This window comes from Thauera sp. WH-1 (genome assembly GCF_047806685.1).
GTDB lineage: Bacteria > Pseudomonadota > Gammaproteobacteria > Burkholderiales > Rhodocyclaceae > Thauera.
Genome location: NZ_JBLQGP010000002.1, coordinates 22174 through 39168, shown reverse-complemented (window position 1 = coordinate 39168; position 16995 = coordinate 22174). Strand labels below are relative to the sequence as shown.

12 protein-coding genes are annotated in these 16995 nt (G+C 70.9%); 9 read left to right on the top strand and 3 right to left on the bottom strand.

Going from position 1 to position 16995, the window contains the following annotated elements:
* Positions 1–105 precede the first annotated feature (105 nt).
* Complete coding sequence (locus ACMV5O_RS02420; protein WP_416161983.1) at positions 106–1929, bottom strand: ABC transporter transmembrane domain-containing protein; 1824 nt, start codon at positions 1927–1929, stop codon at positions 106–108.
* Between the two features lie 33 nt (positions 1930–1962).
* Between ACMV5O_RS02420 and ACMV5O_RS02415 the strand changes: the two genes are divergently transcribed.
* The 4 genes from ACMV5O_RS02415 to ACMV5O_RS02400 all read left to right on the top strand — a co-directional run bounded on the left by ACMV5O_RS02415 (position 1963) and on the right by ACMV5O_RS02400 (position 7351).
* On the top strand, positions 1963–4335 hold the full coding sequence (locus tag ACMV5O_RS02415; RefSeq protein WP_416161982.1) for a UvrD-helicase domain-containing protein: 2373 nt from the start codon (positions 1963–1965) through the stop codon (positions 4333–4335).
* Between the two features lie 189 nt (positions 4336–4524).
* Complete coding sequence (locus tag ACMV5O_RS02410) at positions 4525–4989, top strand: LEA type 2 family protein (protein ID WP_416161981.1); 465 nt, start codon at positions 4525–4527, stop codon at positions 4987–4989.
* A 55-nt stretch (positions 4990–5044) separates the two neighbouring features.
* Positions 5045–5836: an enoyl-CoA hydratase-related protein gene (locus tag ACMV5O_RS02405; RefSeq protein ID WP_416161980.1), complete on the top strand. Its 792-nt coding sequence runs from the start codon at positions 5045–5047 to the stop codon at positions 5834–5836.
* Positions 5837–5851: 15 nt separating this feature from the next.
* Positions 5852–7351: an AMP nucleosidase gene (locus ACMV5O_RS02400; RefSeq protein WP_416161979.1), complete on the top strand. Its 1500-nt coding sequence runs from the start codon at positions 5852–5854 to the stop codon at positions 7349–7351.
* A 37-nt stretch (positions 7352–7388) separates the two neighbouring features.
* Here the strand turns inward: ACMV5O_RS02400 and ACMV5O_RS02395 are convergent, their stop codons facing one another.
* Positions 7389–8201: a helix-turn-helix domain-containing protein gene (locus tag ACMV5O_RS02395; RefSeq protein WP_416161978.1), complete on the bottom strand. Its 813-nt coding sequence runs from the start codon at positions 8199–8201 to the stop codon at positions 7389–7391.
* A gap of 341 nt (positions 8202–8542) precedes the next feature.
* Here ACMV5O_RS02395 and ACMV5O_RS02390 point away from each other — a divergent pair, with 341 nt between their 5' ends.
* The 5 genes from ACMV5O_RS02390 (at position 8543) to ACMV5O_RS02370 (ending at position 16337) form a co-directional block, all read left to right on the top strand.
* The gene (locus ACMV5O_RS02390) at positions 8543–10006 is read left to right on the top strand and encodes an alanine/glycine:cation symporter family protein (RefSeq protein ID WP_416161977.1); all 1464 of its coding nucleotides are present in this window, start codon (positions 8543–8545) and stop codon (positions 10004–10006) included.
* Between the two features lie 82 nt (positions 10007–10088).
* Positions 10089–11492 (top strand): aspartate ammonia-lyase, encoded by a 1404-nt coding sequence (locus ACMV5O_RS02385; RefSeq protein WP_416161976.1) that lies wholly within the window; start codon positions 10089–10091, stop codon positions 11490–11492.
* An 8-nt stretch (positions 11493–11500) separates the two neighbouring features.
* On the top strand, positions 11501–12493 hold the full coding sequence (locus ACMV5O_RS02380; RefSeq protein ID WP_416161975.1) for an asparaginase domain-containing protein: 993 nt from the start codon (positions 11501–11503) through the stop codon (positions 12491–12493).
* Positions 12494–12628: 135 nt separating this feature from the next.
* Complete coding sequence (locus ACMV5O_RS02375) at positions 12629–14551, top strand: B12-binding domain-containing radical SAM protein (protein WP_416161974.1); 1923 nt, start codon at positions 12629–12631, stop codon at positions 14549–14551.
* Positions 14552–14645: 94 nt separating this feature from the next.
* Positions 14646–16337, top strand: coding sequence for a DUF342 domain-containing protein (locus tag ACMV5O_RS02370; RefSeq protein ID WP_416161973.1), 1692 nt, complete (start codon positions 14646–14648; stop codon positions 16335–16337).
* Positions 16338–16397: 60 nt separating this feature from the next.
* Here ACMV5O_RS02370 and tpx read toward each other — a convergent pair whose 3' ends face one another.
* Positions 16398–16898 (bottom strand): thiol peroxidase, encoded by a 501-nt coding sequence (tpx, locus tag ACMV5O_RS02365; RefSeq protein ID WP_416161972.1) that lies wholly within the window; start codon positions 16896–16898, stop codon positions 16398–16400.
* Positions 16899–16995 lie beyond the last annotated feature (97 nt).

Here is a 16995-nt window from a genome sequence, read left to right as displayed (position 1 = left end):
CGTCCGGCAGCAGAAGGCTTGCTCAGTCGGACCGGGGCGCGGCCGCGGCGTTCAAGCCTGCGCTGGACGCCGGCGTGCCAGGCCGGGGCGCGGCGGGGCGGCCCCTCAGGGCGCGAGCTGCAGCGCCGCCAGCCGCGCATACAGCCCACCCTGGCGGCGCAGGTCGGCCGGCGTGCCGGTCTCGACGATGCGCCCGCCGTCCATCACCACGATGCGATCGACCTGCTGCACGGTGGCCAGGCGATGGGCGATGATCAGCGTCGTGCGCCCCTGCATCGCCGCCGCCAGGCCCTGCTGCACGAGGATCTCGGATTCGGCGTCGAGCGCGCTGGTGGCCTCGTCGAGCAGCAGCACCTGGGCGCCCTTCAGCATCGCGCGGGCGATCGCGATGCGCTGGCGCTGGCCGCCGGACAGCCGCGTGCCGCGCTCGCCGAGGAAGGTGGCGTAGCCCTCGGGCAGGCGGGCGATGAACTCGTCGGCAGCGGCCGCGCGTGCGGCGGCGATCACCTCATCGTCGCTCGCCGCCGGCCGGCCATAGCGGATGTTCTCCAGCGCGCTGGCGGAAAAGATCACCGGATCCTGCGGCACGATGGCGATGCTGCCGCGCAGCGCATGCAGCGCCAGCTCGCGGATGTCCTGGCCATTGAGGCGGATGCAGCCCGCGGAGACCTCGTAGTAGCGCAGCAGGACCTGCAGCAGGCTGGTCTTGCCGGCCCCGGAGGGCCCGACCAGGGCCACGCGCTCGCCGGGTTCGATGTGCAGGCAGATGTCGTCGAGCGCGCGCTGCCCCGGCCGCGCCGGATAGCAGAACACGACGTGCTCGAAGTCGATCGCCACCTGCTCGGCGCGCTGCGGCGCACGCGGCGCGAGCGGCTCGCGAATGGCGGACTCGGCATGCAGCAGCTCCATCAGGCGCTCGGTGGCGCCGCTCGCACGCATCACGTCGCCCCACACCTCGGCCAGCGTGCCGACGCCGCCGGCGACCAGGGCGGCGTAGATCACGAAGGCCCCCAGCTCGCCCAGCGACAGGCTGCCCGCCTGCACCTGGCGCGCGCCGATCCACAGCACGAAGATGATGGTGCCCATCACCGCGGCGATGATCAGCGCGGTCAGCAGCGCGCGCACCCGGGTACGGCGCACCGCGGTGCGAAAGCTGGTCTCGCTGCGCTCGCCAAAGCGCCGCGCCTCGGCCGCCTCCTGAGTGAAGGCCTGCACCGTCGGCATCGCGTTGAGGATCTCGCCGGCCAGCGCCGAGGCATCGGCGATGCGGTCCTGCGATTCGCGCGACAGCCTGCGCACGCGCCGCCCGATGAGGACGATGGGCAGCGCCAGCAGCAGCATCAGGCCGGCGATCAGGCCGAACAGCTGGGCGCTGGTCACCGCCAGCATCACCATGCCGCCGACGAACTGGAACAGGCTGCGCAGGCCCATCGACACCGAGCTGCCGACCACGGTCTGGATCAGTGTGGTGTCCGCGGTCAGGCGCGACAGCACCTCGCCGGTCTGCAGCGTCTCGAAGAACTGCGGCGACTGCCCGAGCACGCGCGCATACACCGCGCTGCGCAGGTCCGCCGTGACCCGCTCGCCGACCCACGACACCATGTAGTAGCGCCCCGCCACCGCCACCGCCCACAGCAGCGCCAGCCCGAACAGGGCGACGAACTGGCCGTCCAGGCTGTCCGTGCCGAGCAGGCCGCCGCCGGCCGCGACCCCCTTGCCGAAGCCCGAATCGATGAGGTCGCGAAAGGCCAGCGGCACCACCAGGATGGTCGCCGAACCCAGACACAGCAGCGCGAAGGCGAGCGCCACGCGGGCGCGGTAGGGGCGCAGGAAGGGCAGCACGCCGCGCAGGGCGGTCACGGCGCGCGCGGCGGACGGGGCGGACGGGGCGGGCGCGGCGGCAGAGGGAGCGGGGCTTGGGTGGCGCATGCGCGATTATGGTCTGCTTCCGGCCGTTGCAGAATGCGCCTACCATGCGCGCTCACGCCGGGCCCGGCCACCGTCCGCGCCGGATGGCCAGCCAGGCTCCCCGCCGCCACGCGACCGCCGACCATGTCCACCCGCCCCTCCAGCGCCCCGCCCTCGCGCCCTGCCTCCCCTGGCCCTGCCTCCCCTGGCCCCGGCTCCCCTCGCCCCGGCTCCCCTCGCCCCGCCTCCGCTCGCCCCTCCCCGCCCGACCGCGCCACGCCGCGCTTCGCGCCGCAGGACTTAGTCCCCACCGCCGAGCAGAGCGAGATCCAGACCAGCAGCGCGCGCCATGTGATCGCCATGGCCAACGCCGGCGCGGCCAAGACCACCACACTGGCGCTGCGCATCGCCGAATCCATCACGCGCGGCGTGGCCCCGGAGCACATCCTGGCGCTCAGCTTCTCCGCCGAGGCGGCGCGCGTGCTGCAGGGCCGGCTGCTCGCGATCGGCCTCGACGCCCAGCTTGCCCGCCGCGTGCGCTGCACCACCTTCGACGACTTCGCGCGCGCCACGCTGCGCGACATCGAAGGCGGCGACACCCCCTACCTCGACACCTTCGAGGCCGTCGCGCCCCATGTGCGCGCCGCCGTCGCCGAGCTGCACCGTCTCAACGCGCTGCGCCGCGCGCCGCGCGAGCTGTGGCTGCCCGAGCACAACGCGCAGATCGCCGACTTCCTGAAGATCGCGCAGCGACTGAAGACACAGCTCGTGCGACCCGATCTGGACGAGGACGAAACCGTCGCCCTGCGCGCCGACGCGCTCGACATTCCGGAGTCCATCTTCGCCCTCTACCGCCAGCTCGAGAAGGCGCGCGCCGGCGACGGCGAGGCCTGTCTGTGGCGCACCCGCTTCGACCACACCTACGACCTCGCCTGCCTGCTCACCGCGCCCGACGCCGAGCCGCCCGCGCTGCCGCGCTACCGCGTGCTGATCGTCGACGAGCTGCAGGACATGAACCCGGCGAGCTACGCCTGCCTCGAGCAGCTGCTCGCCCAGGGCGGCGCCTTCTTCACCGGCGCCGGCGACTTCGACCAGGTGATCCACGGCTGGGCGGGGGCGGACGTCGGCTTCATCCGCAGCCACTTCGGCACCGGCTGGCACGGCGTCGCGCGCCTGACGCTGACCACCACCTTCCGCCACGGCCCGGCGATGGCGCTGGCCACCGCGGCGCTGAAGGCCAAGGCGGTGGTGTCCGGCCGCGGCCATGCGGCGCGCCTGCACGTCGAGCGCTATGCCGACGCCGCGGACGCCGCGCGCAGGACACTCGAATGCGTGCGCGACTGGCGCGCGCGCGGCGGACGGCTGGACGAGTGCGCCATCATCCTGCGCTCGCCCGACCAGTCGATCGCGATCGAGAACGCGCTGCTCGAGGCCGGCATCGGCGTGCGCGTCGAAGGCTTCGACAGCTACCTGCTGCGCCCCGAGATCCTGCTGCTGCGCGGCGTGATCGCCTTCGCCCTCGCCGATTACGAGTCCATCCCCGGCGCGGCCAAGCGCCTGCAGGTGCTGCAGGCGCTCGAGCTGTGGCAGGAACTGTCGTGGTCGACCAGCCGCATCGAGGATCTCAAGACCGCCGCCGCCCAGCCCGAGCTGTTCGACGCCTTCCTGCACGGGCGCCTGCTGCGGCCGCAGACGCAGGCCGACCAGGCCGCTGCCGGGCTGTCCGAGGACGAGGAGACCGCGGCCGCGCAGCGCCTGCTCGCGCTGCTCGGGCGGCTGCGCCGGGAAGGCCGCCACGACGAGGCCAATGCGCTGCTCGCGCGCCAGCAGGCGGCCGCCCAGGCCGTCGCCGATACGCCCGCCCAGCAGCGCGCGCGCCAGCGCCTGCTGCAGGCGCTGGCCATGCTGCGCGAGGCACCTGCCGACCAGCCCGCCGATCTCGCCCTCGGCCGCGCGGCGCTGGCCCTGGACCTGGAGAAGGTCGCCCAGCGCATCTTCATCGACCCGGCCGACGCCGCCACGGTGGGACGCTCGATCGCCGGCTTCATCGACGCCGCGCGGGCCCTGGGCAAGCCCTTGCGCGCCTTCGCCCAGTGGCTGCGCGAAGCCGAGGAGAAGGTCGCCGAGCTGCGCCGGCGCAAGACCGTGCTGCTGTGCACGGTGGAAGCGGCCAAGGGCCAGGAGTTCGCCGCGGTGATCCTGCCCTTCCTGGAAGAAGGCGCCTTCCCGCTCGCCGGCTGCGACCGCAGCGAGGAGCACAACCGCTTCTACGTCGCCGCCACCCGCATGCGCGACGAGCTCAGCCTGCTCGTGCCGGCGGATGCGGCGAAGGTCAGCCCCTTCGTCACCGCGATGAAGATCGACGCAGCGCTTGCGCGCGGCCAGCTGCAACTCGATGCGCTGTCCGCCGGCGAGGCCCGCGACTGAGGACGGGCGACTGAAGGCGGGCGCCTCGGCCGTCCGCTGCAGCGGCTGCACGGCGCCGCGCCGGCGCAGCGGACGGGCGGGGTAGAATCGGCCCCATCGCCGACCGCTGAGGACAGGACCATGCCGGATTCCCACGCCCCGCTGCAGCATCGATCGCTCGCGCGCCGCCCCCTCGCGCGGGCCCCCATCATGCTGGCCCTCCTCATGCTGGCCGTGCTGCTGTCCGGCTGCGCCAGCCTGATGCAGCGCGAGCCGGTCCGCATCAACGTCGTCGGCCTCGAGCCGCTGCCCGGCGCGGGCATGGAGATGCGCTTCGCCGTGAAGCTGCGCGTGCAGAACCCCAACGAGACCGCGATCGACTTCGACGGCCTGGCGCTGGAGCTCGACCTCAACGGCCGCCCCTTCGCCACCGGGGTCAGCGACCGCCAGGGCAGCGTGCCGCGCTTTGGCGAAACGCTGGTCGAGATCCCGGTGTCGGTGTCGGCGATCGCCGTGGTGCGTCAGGCGCTGGGCGTCATGGACGGCGACGGCGCGATCAAGGCCGAGGTGCCCTACGCCCTGCGCGGGCGGCTTGCCGGCGGCCTGCTGGGTGGCATGCGCTTCTCCGATTCCGGTACCCTGAAGCTTCCCGAGCCGCTCAAGACCCCGCGCTGACGCGCATCCCGCACCCTGCGCGGCGCACGCGCCGCACGCCCAAGGAGACCGCACGATGACCCTGCCCACCGTCAACGACGCCCGCCTGCAACTCGAGAACCGCGTCGCCACGCTCACGCTGGCGCGCGACGACGTGCGCAATGCGCTCACCGGCACCGCGCTGATCGACGACATCGTGAACGTCGCCGAATGGGTCAACGCCTGCGACGAGGTGTCGGTGCTCGTCATCACCGGCGAAGGCTCGGCCTTCTCCGCCGGCGGCAACGTCAAGGACATGGCGGCGCGCGGCGGCGACTTCGCCGGCGACGTGGCCGAGGTCGCCACCCGCTACCGGCGCGGCATCCAGCGCATCCCGCTGGCGCTGCAGGCGGTCGAGGTGCCGATCATCGCCGCAGTCAATGGCCCGGCGATCGGCGCCGGCTTCGATCTGGCCAACATGGCCGACATCCGCATCGCGTCCACCAAAGCGAAGTTCGGCGAGACCTTCCTGAATCTGGGCATCATCCCCGGCGACGGCGGCGCCTGGTTCATGCAGCGCCTGATCGGCTATCAGCAGGCCTTCGAGCTCACGCTGTCGGGCCGCATCGTCGGCGCCGAGGAGGCGAAGACGCTGGGCATCGCGCTCGAGGTGGTCGAGCCCGAACAGCTGCTGACGCGCGCCCACGAGCTGGCCGCACGCTTCGCCGCCCAGCCGCCGAAGGCGCTGCGCCTGACCAAGCGCCTGATGAAGATGGCGCAGCGCATGGAACTCAAGGACTTCCTCGACCTTTGCGCCGCCTTCCAGGGCATGTGCCACAACGAGCCCGAGCACCTCGAGGCGGTGCACCGCCTGCTCGCGCGCAGCTGAGCGGCGCAGCCAGCCATGAACGGCCACGCCCCCCACTTCGAGCTCGAGGATTTCGCCGATCCGGCTGCCGCGCTCGAACGGGTGCGCGAGATCTACGAGCTGGCGGTCGATCACCTGCGCCGCGGGCTGCAGCACTACGTCGACGGCGCCGACGTCGGCCGCCACGTGCGCGCCTGCTACCCCTTGCTGCGGGTGCGCACCGACACCGTGGCGCGCGCCGACTCGCGCCTGTCCTACGGCTTCGTCGCCGGCCCCGGCGTGTTCGAGACCACGCTGACGCGGCCTGACCTGTTCGCCGACTACTACCTCGAGCAGTTCCGCCTGCTGATACAGAACCACGGCGTGGCGCTGGCCGTGGGCAGCAGCACGCAACCGATCCCGGTGCATTTCGCCCTGCCCGAGCACGACTACCTGGAAGGCCACCTCGGCCCCGATCGCCGCCGCCTGCTGCGCGACCACTTCGACCTGCCCGATCTCGGCGCCATGGACGACGGCATCGCCAACGGCACCTTCGAGCCCGGCCCCGGCGAGCCGCATCCGCTGTCGCTATTCACCGCGCCGCGGGTCGATTACTCGCTGCACCGGCTACGCCACTACACCGGCACGCGTCCAGCGCACTTCCAGAACTTCGTGCTGTTCACCAACTACCAGTTCTACATCGACGAATTCATCCGCCTCGGCCACGAGCTGATGGCCGACACCGCCTCGGGCCATGGCTACGAGGCCTTCGTCGAGCCGGGCAACGTCCTCACCCGCCGCGCCGACCTGGCCCCGCAGGACGAGGACGCCGACGGCGCGCCACCGCCACGCCTGCCGCAGATGCCCGCCTACCACCTGGTACGCAGCGACCGCGGCGGCATCACGATGGTCAACATCGGCGTCGGCCCGGCCAACGCCAAGACCATCACCGACCACATCGCGGTGCTCCGCCCCCATGCCTGGCTCATGCTCGGCCACTGCGCCGGGCTGCGCAACAGCCAGCAGCTGGGCGACTACGTGCTCGCCCACGGCTACGTACGCGAGGACCACGTGCTCGACGAGGAACTGCCGCCCTGGGTGCCGATCCCGCCGCTGGCCGAGGTGCAGGTGGCGCTCGAGGCGGCGGTGGCCGAGGTCACACAGCTGTCCGGCTACGAGCTCAAGCGCCTGATGCGCACCGGTACGGTGGCCAGCACCGACAACCGCAACTGGGAGCTGCTGCCCTCGCACGGCATGGCGAGCAGCCCCGAACGCCGCTTCAGCCAGAGCCGCGCGGTGGCGCTGGACATGGAATCGGCCACCATCGCCGCCAACGGTTTCCGCTTCCGCGTGCCCTACGGCACCCTGCTGTGCGTCAGCGACAAGCCGATGCACGGCGAGATCAAGCTGCCCGGCATGGCCGACAAGTTCTACCGCGAGCGCGTCGACCAGCACCTGCGCATCGGCATCCGCGCCCTCGAGCGCCTGCGTGCGCAAGGCGTCGACCGCCTGCACAGCCGCAAGCTGCGCAGCTTCGCCGAGGTAGCCTTCCAGTAGCGGCGAGTAGCGGCACGATGCGCGCCCGTCGACGCGCTCAGTAGCGCGCGCGGAAATGCCACTCGCCGGGCGCGATGTCGTTGCTCACCGCCCGCCGCGTCGCCTCATCGACGCGTTCATCATCGACTTCATACAGGCCGCACAGGCGTAGCGCGCGGCGCACCTCGAGCGTGTGGCCGAGGTATTCGTACACGACCCGCGCGCAGCACGGCATGCGTTCGCCACTGCCCGACACGCCGAGCTTGAGCCCGGTGAGGCGGGTGACGCGATTCTTGAACGAGGGGAACAGGATCGTCTGCGTCATCTCGAGGCCGGTCAGCGTCTCGTAGTCGGTGAGGAAGATGCGGTCGGTCAGGAAATGCGCCAGGCCGCGGTAGATGCCGTGGTAGGCCTTCTCGCGCGGATGCTCGACCAGGCGCTCGGTGCGCTGGTAATACACCCGGCCGTCACGCTTTTCCAGGCACACCAGGGTGCGCAGCAGCTGACCCGGGCAGGCCATCGACAGGTAGGTCTCGAAGTAGTAGCCGAGGTACTTGTCCAGCCCGGCGCTGCCGATGTCCTTCAGATGCGCAAGATGGGCCGCCTCCGGCGCTTCGCTTGCAGCCGGCGCCGCCGCCCGCGGCCGCACCTGCACCAGACGCTCGAACTGCGCGCTCGGCATCAGGATCTCGTGCTCCTCGACGCCGAAGAAGGCGCAGAAGCGGCGCAGCGTGTGTGCCGACGGCCGGTAGCGCCCGCTCAGGTAGCGGTTGAACTGCGGCCGGTTGATGTCGAGCCGGCGGCAGACCTCGGCCACCGAGCGGTAGTAGCTGCACAGCAGGCGCAGGTTGCGGGCGAAATCCTCGTGCATGGTGGGCTCCTCGGGCGGGGGACTGGGTGGCTCACCGGCGCGGCGCGATCGCGGCACACACCGGCAGCACACAGTGCATCTGTCGCAGTATGGCGCAGTTCCAGCGTCACTCGGCAACGCTCGGAGCCAGAACGCCAAATTCCCCCGCACGCCGCGGCTTGCTGAAATGCCTCCACCCCTGCCGCTCGTGCGGGGGAAAACGACAACAGCGGCCCCGCGCCGCGCAGCAAGGAGACACTTCATGCCTGCCCACTCGAGTCACGTCGCGGCCCCGGCCGCCAACCTGCGGCCCTTCGTGCCCACGACCGGCGACCGCCGCCTGCGCCACGGAGGGTGCCGCCATGCTTGAGCTGCTCAACGACCTGCTGTGGTCCAAGGTGCTGATCGTGGTGCTGATCGGCCTCGGCCTGTGGTTCACCATCGGTTCGCGCTTCGTCCAGTTCCGCTACTTCGGCCGCATGTTCCGCATCCTCGGCGCGAAGCAGGCCTTCGCCCATGACAAGCACGGCCACCTCAGCTCCTTCCAGGCGCTGATGCTGTCGGTCGCCGGCCGCGTCGGCGGCGGCAACATCGCCGGCGTCGCCGTCGCCATCACGCTGGGCGGCCCGGGCGCGATCTTCTGGATGTGGATGGTCGGCCTGATCGGCATGGCGACCAGCTTCTTCGAGTGCACCCTGGCCCAGGCCTACAAGAAGGCCGAACCCGACGGCACCTACCGCGGCGGCCCGGCGCACTACATCGCCCGCGGCATGGGCGCGAAGTGGAAGTGGCTGGCGGCCGTGTATTCGGTGCTGCTGCTGCTCACCTTCGGCTTCGGCTTCAGCGCGCTGCAGTCCTACTCGGTGGCGACCTCGTTCAACGACGCCTTCGGCATTCCGGTGGTCGCCACCGGCCTGGGCCTGGCGCTCATCGTCGGCGCCATCATCTTCGGCGGCGTCAAGCGCATCGCCCAGGTCGCCGAGGTGCTGGTGCCGGTGATGGCGCTCGGCTATCTGGCCATCGCGCTGGTAGTGCTGGCGCTCAACATCACCGAACTGCCCGCGGTGCTGGCGCTGATCGTCAAGAGCGCCTTCGGCCTCGAACCCGCGATCGGCGGCGGCATCGGCGCGGCCATCCTGATGGGCGTCAAGCGCGGCCTGTTCTCCAACGAGGCCGGCCTGGGCAGCGCGCCCAACGTCGCCGCCGTGGCCTACGTGCCGCACCCGGCCAGCCAGGGCGTCGTGCAGGCCTTCTCGGTGTTCATCGACACCCTGATCCTATGCACCTGCACCGCCTTCATCGTGCTGCTGGGCGAGGTCTACCAGCCCGGCGTGGCATCCGAGATCGGCGGCGTGGCGCTCACCCAGGCCTCGCTCGCCGGGCATGTCGGCGAGTGGGGGCGCGTCTTCGTCAGCATCGCGCTGATGCTGTTCGGCTTCACGACGATCATCTACAACTACTACCTCGGCGAGAACAGCCTGAGCTTCTTCAGCGACAACAACCCGCTGCTGGTCGGACTCTACCGCGTGCTGGTGATCGCGCTGTGCGGCTGGGGCGCCACCACCGACCTCGGCACCGCCTTCGCCTTCGCCGACGTGACGATGGGCTTGCTCGCGCTGGCGAACCTGTTCGCCCTGGCGATGCTGTTCAAGCCCGGCCTGCGCCTGATGCACGACTATGACCGCCAGATCGCCGCGGGGGTCGACGAGCCGGTGTTCGACGCCACCCGCTTTGCCGACCTCGACATCGACCGCGCCGCCTGGGTGATCGAGCCCGAGGACGGCGGCACCCGCGCCGCCGCAGCCGCACAGCCGCGTACCACCTGAGGCCGTCGCGCGACGCCCAGCCCTCACCCACCGGGGCCGCAGTGGCCCCGCTCCGACACCCCTCATGGACGGATCATCCAGCATGACTACCCGCATCGAACACGACCTCCTCGGCGACATGGCCCTGCCTGCCGAGGCCTGGTTCGGCATCCAGACCCAGCGCGCGGTCGACAACTTCGCCATCACCGGCGTGCCGATCAGCCACTTCCCGGCCTTCGTCAATGCGCTGGCGATGGTCAAGGCCGCGGCCGCACGCGCCAACCACGAGCTCGGCCTGCTGCCGGCGCACAAGGCCGAGGCCATCCTCGCCGCCTGCGAAGACATCATCGGCGGCCGCCTGCACGACCAGTTCGTCGTCGACCTGATCCAGGGCGGCGCCGGCACCTCGACCAACATGAACGCCAACGAGGTGATCGCCAACCTCGCCCTGGAGAAGCTGGGCCAGCCCAAGGGCGCGTATGCCTTTCTGCACCCCAACGACGACGTGAATATGTCGCAGTCGACCAACGACGCCTACCCCACCGCGGTCTGCGTCGGCCTGCAGTTCGCCGTCGAACCGCTGCTCGAGGCGATCGCCAGCCTCAAGCGCGCGCTCGAGGCCAAGGGCCGCGAGTTCGCCGACGTGATCAAGATGGGCCGCACCCAGCTGCAGGATGCGGTGCCGATGACGCTCGGCCTCGAGTTCGAGGCCTTCGCGGTGAATCTGGGCGAGGACATCGACCGTCTCAACGAGGTCTGCCTGCTGCTGTGCGAGGTCAACCTCGGCGGCACCGCGATCGGCACCGGCATCAACACCCACCCCGACTACGCGGCACGCGCCGTGCGCCATCTCGCCGCGATCTCGGGCAAGCCGATCGTGCCGGCGGCCAACCTGGTCGAGGCGACCTCGGACATGGGCGCCTTCGTGCTGTTCTCCGGCGTGCTCAAGCGCTTCGCGGTCAAGCTGTCGAAGCTCGCCAACGACCTGCGCCTGCTCTCCAGCGGGCCGCGCACCGGCTTCGGCGAGATCCACCTGCCGCCGATGCAGCCGGGCTCGTCGATCATGCCGGGCAAGGTCAATCCGGTGATCCCGGAGGCGGTGAACCAGACCGCCTACCAGGTGATCGGCAACGACCTCGCGGTGACGATGGCGGCCGAGGCCGGCCAGCTCCAGCTCAACGCCATGGAGCCGCTGATCGTCTACAACCTGCTGTCCTCGGTGCGCATGCTCGACGCCGCCTGCCGCATGCTGGAGGAGCGCTGCATCCGCGGCATCCGCGCCGATCGCGCACAGTGCCGGCGCCATGTCGAGCACAGCATCGGCGTGATCACCGCGCTCGTGCCGCACATCGGCTACGCAAACGCCTCGCGCATCGCCGCCCAGGCGCTGCACAGCGGCGACACCGTGCGCGCCCTCGTGCTGGGAGAGGGCCTGCTGGGCGAGGCCGAGCTGGACGCACTGCTGAGCCCGCAGTCGATGCTGGCGCCGCAGCGACGCGCGGCATGAGGGCGCGCGTGCTGGTGCTCCACACCGGGGGCACCATCGGCATGGCGCGCGGCACCGACGGCTACCGTCCGATGCCGGGCTTCGCCGCCGTGCTCAGGCGCCACCTGGACGGCGTGCCTGGCCTGCCCGCCTTCGAGCTCGTCGAACTGGCGCAGCCGATCGACAGCGCCAACCTGCAGCCGGGCCACTGGACGACGATTGCCGCCGAGCTCGTCGCGCGCTGGGACGACTACTGCGGCTTCGTCGTGCTGCACGGCACCGACACCATGGCGTGGACCGCATCGGCGCTGTCCTTCATGCTGCGCGGCGCCGACCGGCCGGTGATCCTCACCGGCGCGCAGATTCCGCTGGTCGAGCCGCGCAGCGATGCGCTCGCCAACCTGCAGGCGGCGCTGACCCTGGCGGCCGGGCTGCCGGCCGGCGAGGTGGGCGTGTTCTTCGGCCGTCGGCTGCTGCGTGGCAACCGCAGCACCAAGGTGAGCAGCACCGCGCTCGACGCCTTCGACTCGCCCAACGCCGCCGCGCTGGCCGCGACGGGCATCGACATCGAATTGCACGCCGCACGCCTGCTGCCGGTCACGGCGCGCGACTTCAGTCTGCCCGACTTCGAGCCCGCGGCCGTCGCCGTGCTCACCCTCCATCCCGGCCTGCCGGCACGCAGGGTGGAGGCGATGCTCGACGACCCGGTGCTGCGCGGCCTGGTGTTGTGCAGCTACGGCGCGGGCAACATCCCCGATGCCGAGCCGGGCCTGCTCGAGGCGCTGGCGCGCGCCGTCGCGCGCGGGGTGGTGGTGGTCAACCGGACGCAGTGCGCCCACGGACCGGTGGTGCAGGGCGCTTACGCCACCGGCGCGGCACTCGCGCGCATCGGCGTGGTGTCGGCTGCCGACATGACCCTCGAGGCCGCCTTCGCCAAGCTGCACGTGCTGCTCGCCACCCACGCCGATCCGGCCACCGTGCGCGCCCGCTTTGCCACCGCGCTGTGCGGCGAGATGTCGTGAAGCGGCGGCGAGCACGCTGAGGTGCGCCGGGCCGGCAACGCTCACGTAGAATGAGCGCCCCAGGCCCAGCGCATTCAATGGTGGTCGGGAAGTGGCGCCGCCCTCGCCCCGCATTCCCGCGCACCGGCGGTCATCATGGCAACAGACACCTCGCCGCGCGTGCTGTCGGTGATTCCACCGATGACGCAGCTCAACACCCCTTACCCGTCCACCGCCTATCTCACCGGCTTCCTGCGCACGCGCGGCATCGACGCGGTGCAGGACGACCTCGCGCTCAAGCTGGTGCTGCGGCTGCTGTCGCCCGCCGGGCTGGACGACATCCGCGCCCGCGCCGAGGCGCTGCCGAAGAAGCAGCGCACGCCGCTGGTGCAGGGCTTCATCGAGCATTTCGCGCGCTACCGGGCCACCATCGCGCCCACCATCGCCTTCCTGCAGGACCGCGACCCGACCATCGCCCACCGCATCGCCAGCCGGACCTTCCTGCCCGAGGGGCCGCGCTTCGATGCGCTCGACGCCTACGTCGACCCCGACGATCCGGACGGCGGCGATCCGCTCGCCTGGGCCTTCGGTGCGCTCGGCCTGCATGATCGCGCGCGCCATCTGGCCACGCTGTATCTCAACGAGCTCGCCGACATCCTGCGCGACGCGGTCGATGCCCGCTTCGAGTTCGTGCGCTACGCCGAGTCGCTGGCGATGAGCCAGCCGAGCTTCGAGCCGCTCGCCGCCGCACTCATCGCGCCGCCGACGCTGGTCGATGACGCCCTGCGCGCGCTCACCCTCGAATCCGTCGCCCGTCACGCGCCGCAGGTGGTGCTGGTGTCCACGCCCTTCCCCGGCTCGGTGTACGGCGCCTTCCGCATCGCGCAGGCGATCAAGGCGGCCCGCCCGGACATCGTCACCGTGCTCGGCGGCGGCTTCGTCAATACCGAGCTGAGGGAGCTTTCCGAGCCGCGCGTGTTCGACTACTTCGACTACGTCACCCTCGACGACGGCGAGCGTCCGCTACTGGCGCTGCTCGAGCACCTGCAGGGCAAGCGCGGCCGGTCGCGCCTGGTGCGGACCTTCGTGCGCGAGGCGGATACGGGGCTGGTGCGCTACATCAACCTCGTCGAGCCCGACATCCCCTTCGCCGAGGTCGGCACCCCGACCTGGGACGGCCTGCCGCCCAACGGCTATCTGTCGGTGCTCGACATGCTCAACCCGATGCACCGGCTGTGGTCGGACGGGCGCTGGAACAAGCTCACCGTGGCCCACGGCTGCTACTGGAAGAAGTGCAGCTTCTGCGACGTCAGCCTCGACTACATCGGCCGCTACGACGGCGCCCCCGCCGCGCTGCTGGTCGACCGCATCGAGGCCATCATCGCCGAGACCGGCCAGACCGGCTTTCACTTCGTCGACGAGGCCGCGCCGCCCAAGGCCTTGCGCGCGCTCGCCGAGGAGCTGCTGCGCCGCGGCGTGGCGATCTCGTGGTGGGGCAACATCCGCTTCGAGAAGTCCTTCACGCCCGAGCTGTGCCGGTTGCTCGCCGACAGCGGCTGCATCGCGGTGTCGGGCGGGCTGGAGGTGGCCTCGGACCGCCTGCTGAAGCTGATGAAGAAGGGCGTGTCGGTGGAGCAGGTGGCGCGCGTCACCCACGCCTTCACCGAGGCCGGCGTGCTGGTCCATGCCTACCTGATGTACGGCTTCCCGACGCAGACGGTGCACGACACCGTCGACGCGCTCGAATACGTGCGCCAGCTGTTCGAGGCCGGCTGCATCCAGTCCGGCTTCTTCCACCGCTTTGCCTGTACCGTGCATTCGCCGGTGGGCATGAACCCGCAGGACTACGGCGTCGAACTCGTGCCCCTGCCCGAGGTGAGCTTCGCCAAGAACGACGTCGGTTTCATCGACCCCACCGGCGTCGATCACGATCGCCTCGGCAAGGCGCTCAACAAGGCGCTATACAACTATATGCACGGTATCGGACTCGACACCGACGTGCGCAGCTGGTTTGCCGACAAGGTGCCGCGGCCGCGGGTGTCGCGCCAGTTCATCGCCCGCGCGCTGCAGCAGGATTGATTGACGAAGTTTGACTTTGGGCATGAACCTGCGGTCGTGATGACCGCTAGAATCCTCTGACGCGCAACCCCACGCATGCCACTGCGATAAGAAGATGGACGACCACCTGCCCGCCGGCCCCCCGCTCACGCTGACGCTCGACGAAACGACGCGCACCCTGTGCGCCAGTCTCGCGCACGACACGCGCTTTCCGCGCATCGACGCGTTGTGGCTGCGCGACCGTCTCGGCGACGCCGGCTATGCGGACGTCAAGATCCGGCCGCAGGCGATCAAGGAACTGATCGCCCGCTACAACGCCGGCGAGTCCGTGCCGCCGCTCGACATCGCCGATTGCCTCGACGCCAGCCTGCAGATCACGACCACGATCGACGGCCTCTGCGCCCGCCTCACGATCGTCCCCGCGAAGGGCGGCAAGGCCGCAACCAAGACCGAGCTGCTCGCCCTGCTCGCCGCCAAGGGCATCGTCGAAGGCGTGCGCGTCGATGAGATCAACCGCGCGATCGCCGCCGGCAAGGCCGACGAGCTCGTCATCGCCGTCGGCCGCGAACCGGTACCCGGCGAGGACGGCCGGCTCGAATACCTGCTGCCCGACATGCGCGAGCGCGTACCCAGCATCCGCCCCTGCGGCCGCACCGACTTTCGCGACCTGGGCGAGATCCTGGTGGTGGCGACCGGCGACGCCCTGATGCGCCGCCACCCCCCGACCAGCGGCGAGGACGGCCTCAGCGTGTTCGGCAAGCCGATCGCGCCCAAGCCCGGCAAGGACACGCGCTTTGCCAGCGGACTGCGCGGCGTGAGCCTCTCGGCGCAAGACCCCGACCTGCTGGTCGCGGCCTGCGACGGCCAGCCGGTGCGCGTGCGCGGCGGCATCATCGTCGAGCCGATCTACACCGTGGATGCGGTCAACATGGCCACCGGCAACATCAACTTCGACGGCACGGTCAAGGTCCGCAACGACGTGCAGGCGGGCATGAGCATTCGCGCCAGCGGCGACATCGAGGTGGGCGGCGTGGTCGAGCCGGCCACGCTGGAGGCCGGCGGCAACATCATCGTCCGCGGCGGCGTCATGGGCGGCATCGGTGGCAAGACGGCCGGCAAGGATCTCAGCGCCCACGCCATCCGCTGCGAGGGCAGCTTTTCCGCCACCTATGCCCAGCAGGCGAGGATCACCGCCGGCGACTCCATCTTCATCGACGACCTCGCCATGCAGTGCCAGCTCCAGGCCGCCAACCACGTGCGCATCGGCAACCTGCGCCGCGGCCACATCATCGGCGGCAAGACGCACGCCTGCCTGTCGATCCACGCGCGCGTGATCGGCGCGCCCAACCGCATTCGCACCGAACTCGAGATCGGCAGCGACACCGAGCTGGCTCGCGCCGTACAGGAGAAAGCGCAGGAGCGCGACGGCAAGGAAAACCGCCTGCTCGAGATCGGCAAGCTGCTGACCGTCGCCGACCGCAACCCGGGCAGGGTCACGCCCGACATGCTCGCCCGCGCCGAGCAGGCCGCCGCCGCCCTGTCGGCCGAGATCGAGGCCCTGCGCGGCGAGGAGGACGACCTCCGCTTCCGCCTCGAACTCGCCCAGCAGGCGCGCGTGAATGCCGAACAGGCCATCCACGAGGGCGTGTCCGTCAGCATGGGCGACAACACCTTGCGCATCCCCCAGGAACGCGGCCCCACCACCGTGCGCCTGTCCGAGCAAGGCCTGGCCGTGTTTCCGCTCGAGGACGACAGCCACTTCGATACGCCAAAGCGGCCGGGCGCCGAGACCGGCCGGCGGCGCTGACAGGTGAACGCAGGACGGGCCCCAACTGGGGCCCGTCCCGGCTCGGCAGGTGGCCGTTTCTTACTTCAGCGCGGCGAGCGCGGCCGCGTAATCCGGCTCTTCCTTGATCTCCGGCACCAGCTGCGAGTACACCACCTTGTCGTTGGCATCGATCACCACCACCGCACGTGCGGTGATGCCGGCCAGCGGGCCGGAGGTGATGGCCACGCCGTAGTCCTGGGCGAAGCCCGGGTTGCGGAAGGTCGACAGCGTGTGCACGTTGTTCAGGCCCTCGGCCTCGCAGAAGCGCTTGGCGGCGAAGGGCAGGTCGGCGGACACGACCAGCACCACGGTGTCGGCGAGCTTGCCGGCTTCCTCGTTGAACTTGCGCGTCGAGGTGGCGCACACCGGGGTGTCCAGGCTGGGGACGATGTTCAGTACCTTGCGCTTGCCGGCGAAGGCGTCGAGGCCGACGTCCGCCAGGTCGGCGGCGGTCAGCTTGAACGCGGGCGCCGCGCTGCCGGCGCGGGGGAAGCTGCCGGCGACGTCGATCGGGTTGCCGCCAAGGGTGACTGTGCTCATGGTGTTCTCCTGTGGGTGAGGGTGATGCCGGCTTGTTCGTCGGCCGCCGGCTGGTCCGCCCGCTAGCCTACACCAAGCCGGTCAAGCCTGCTGCCAC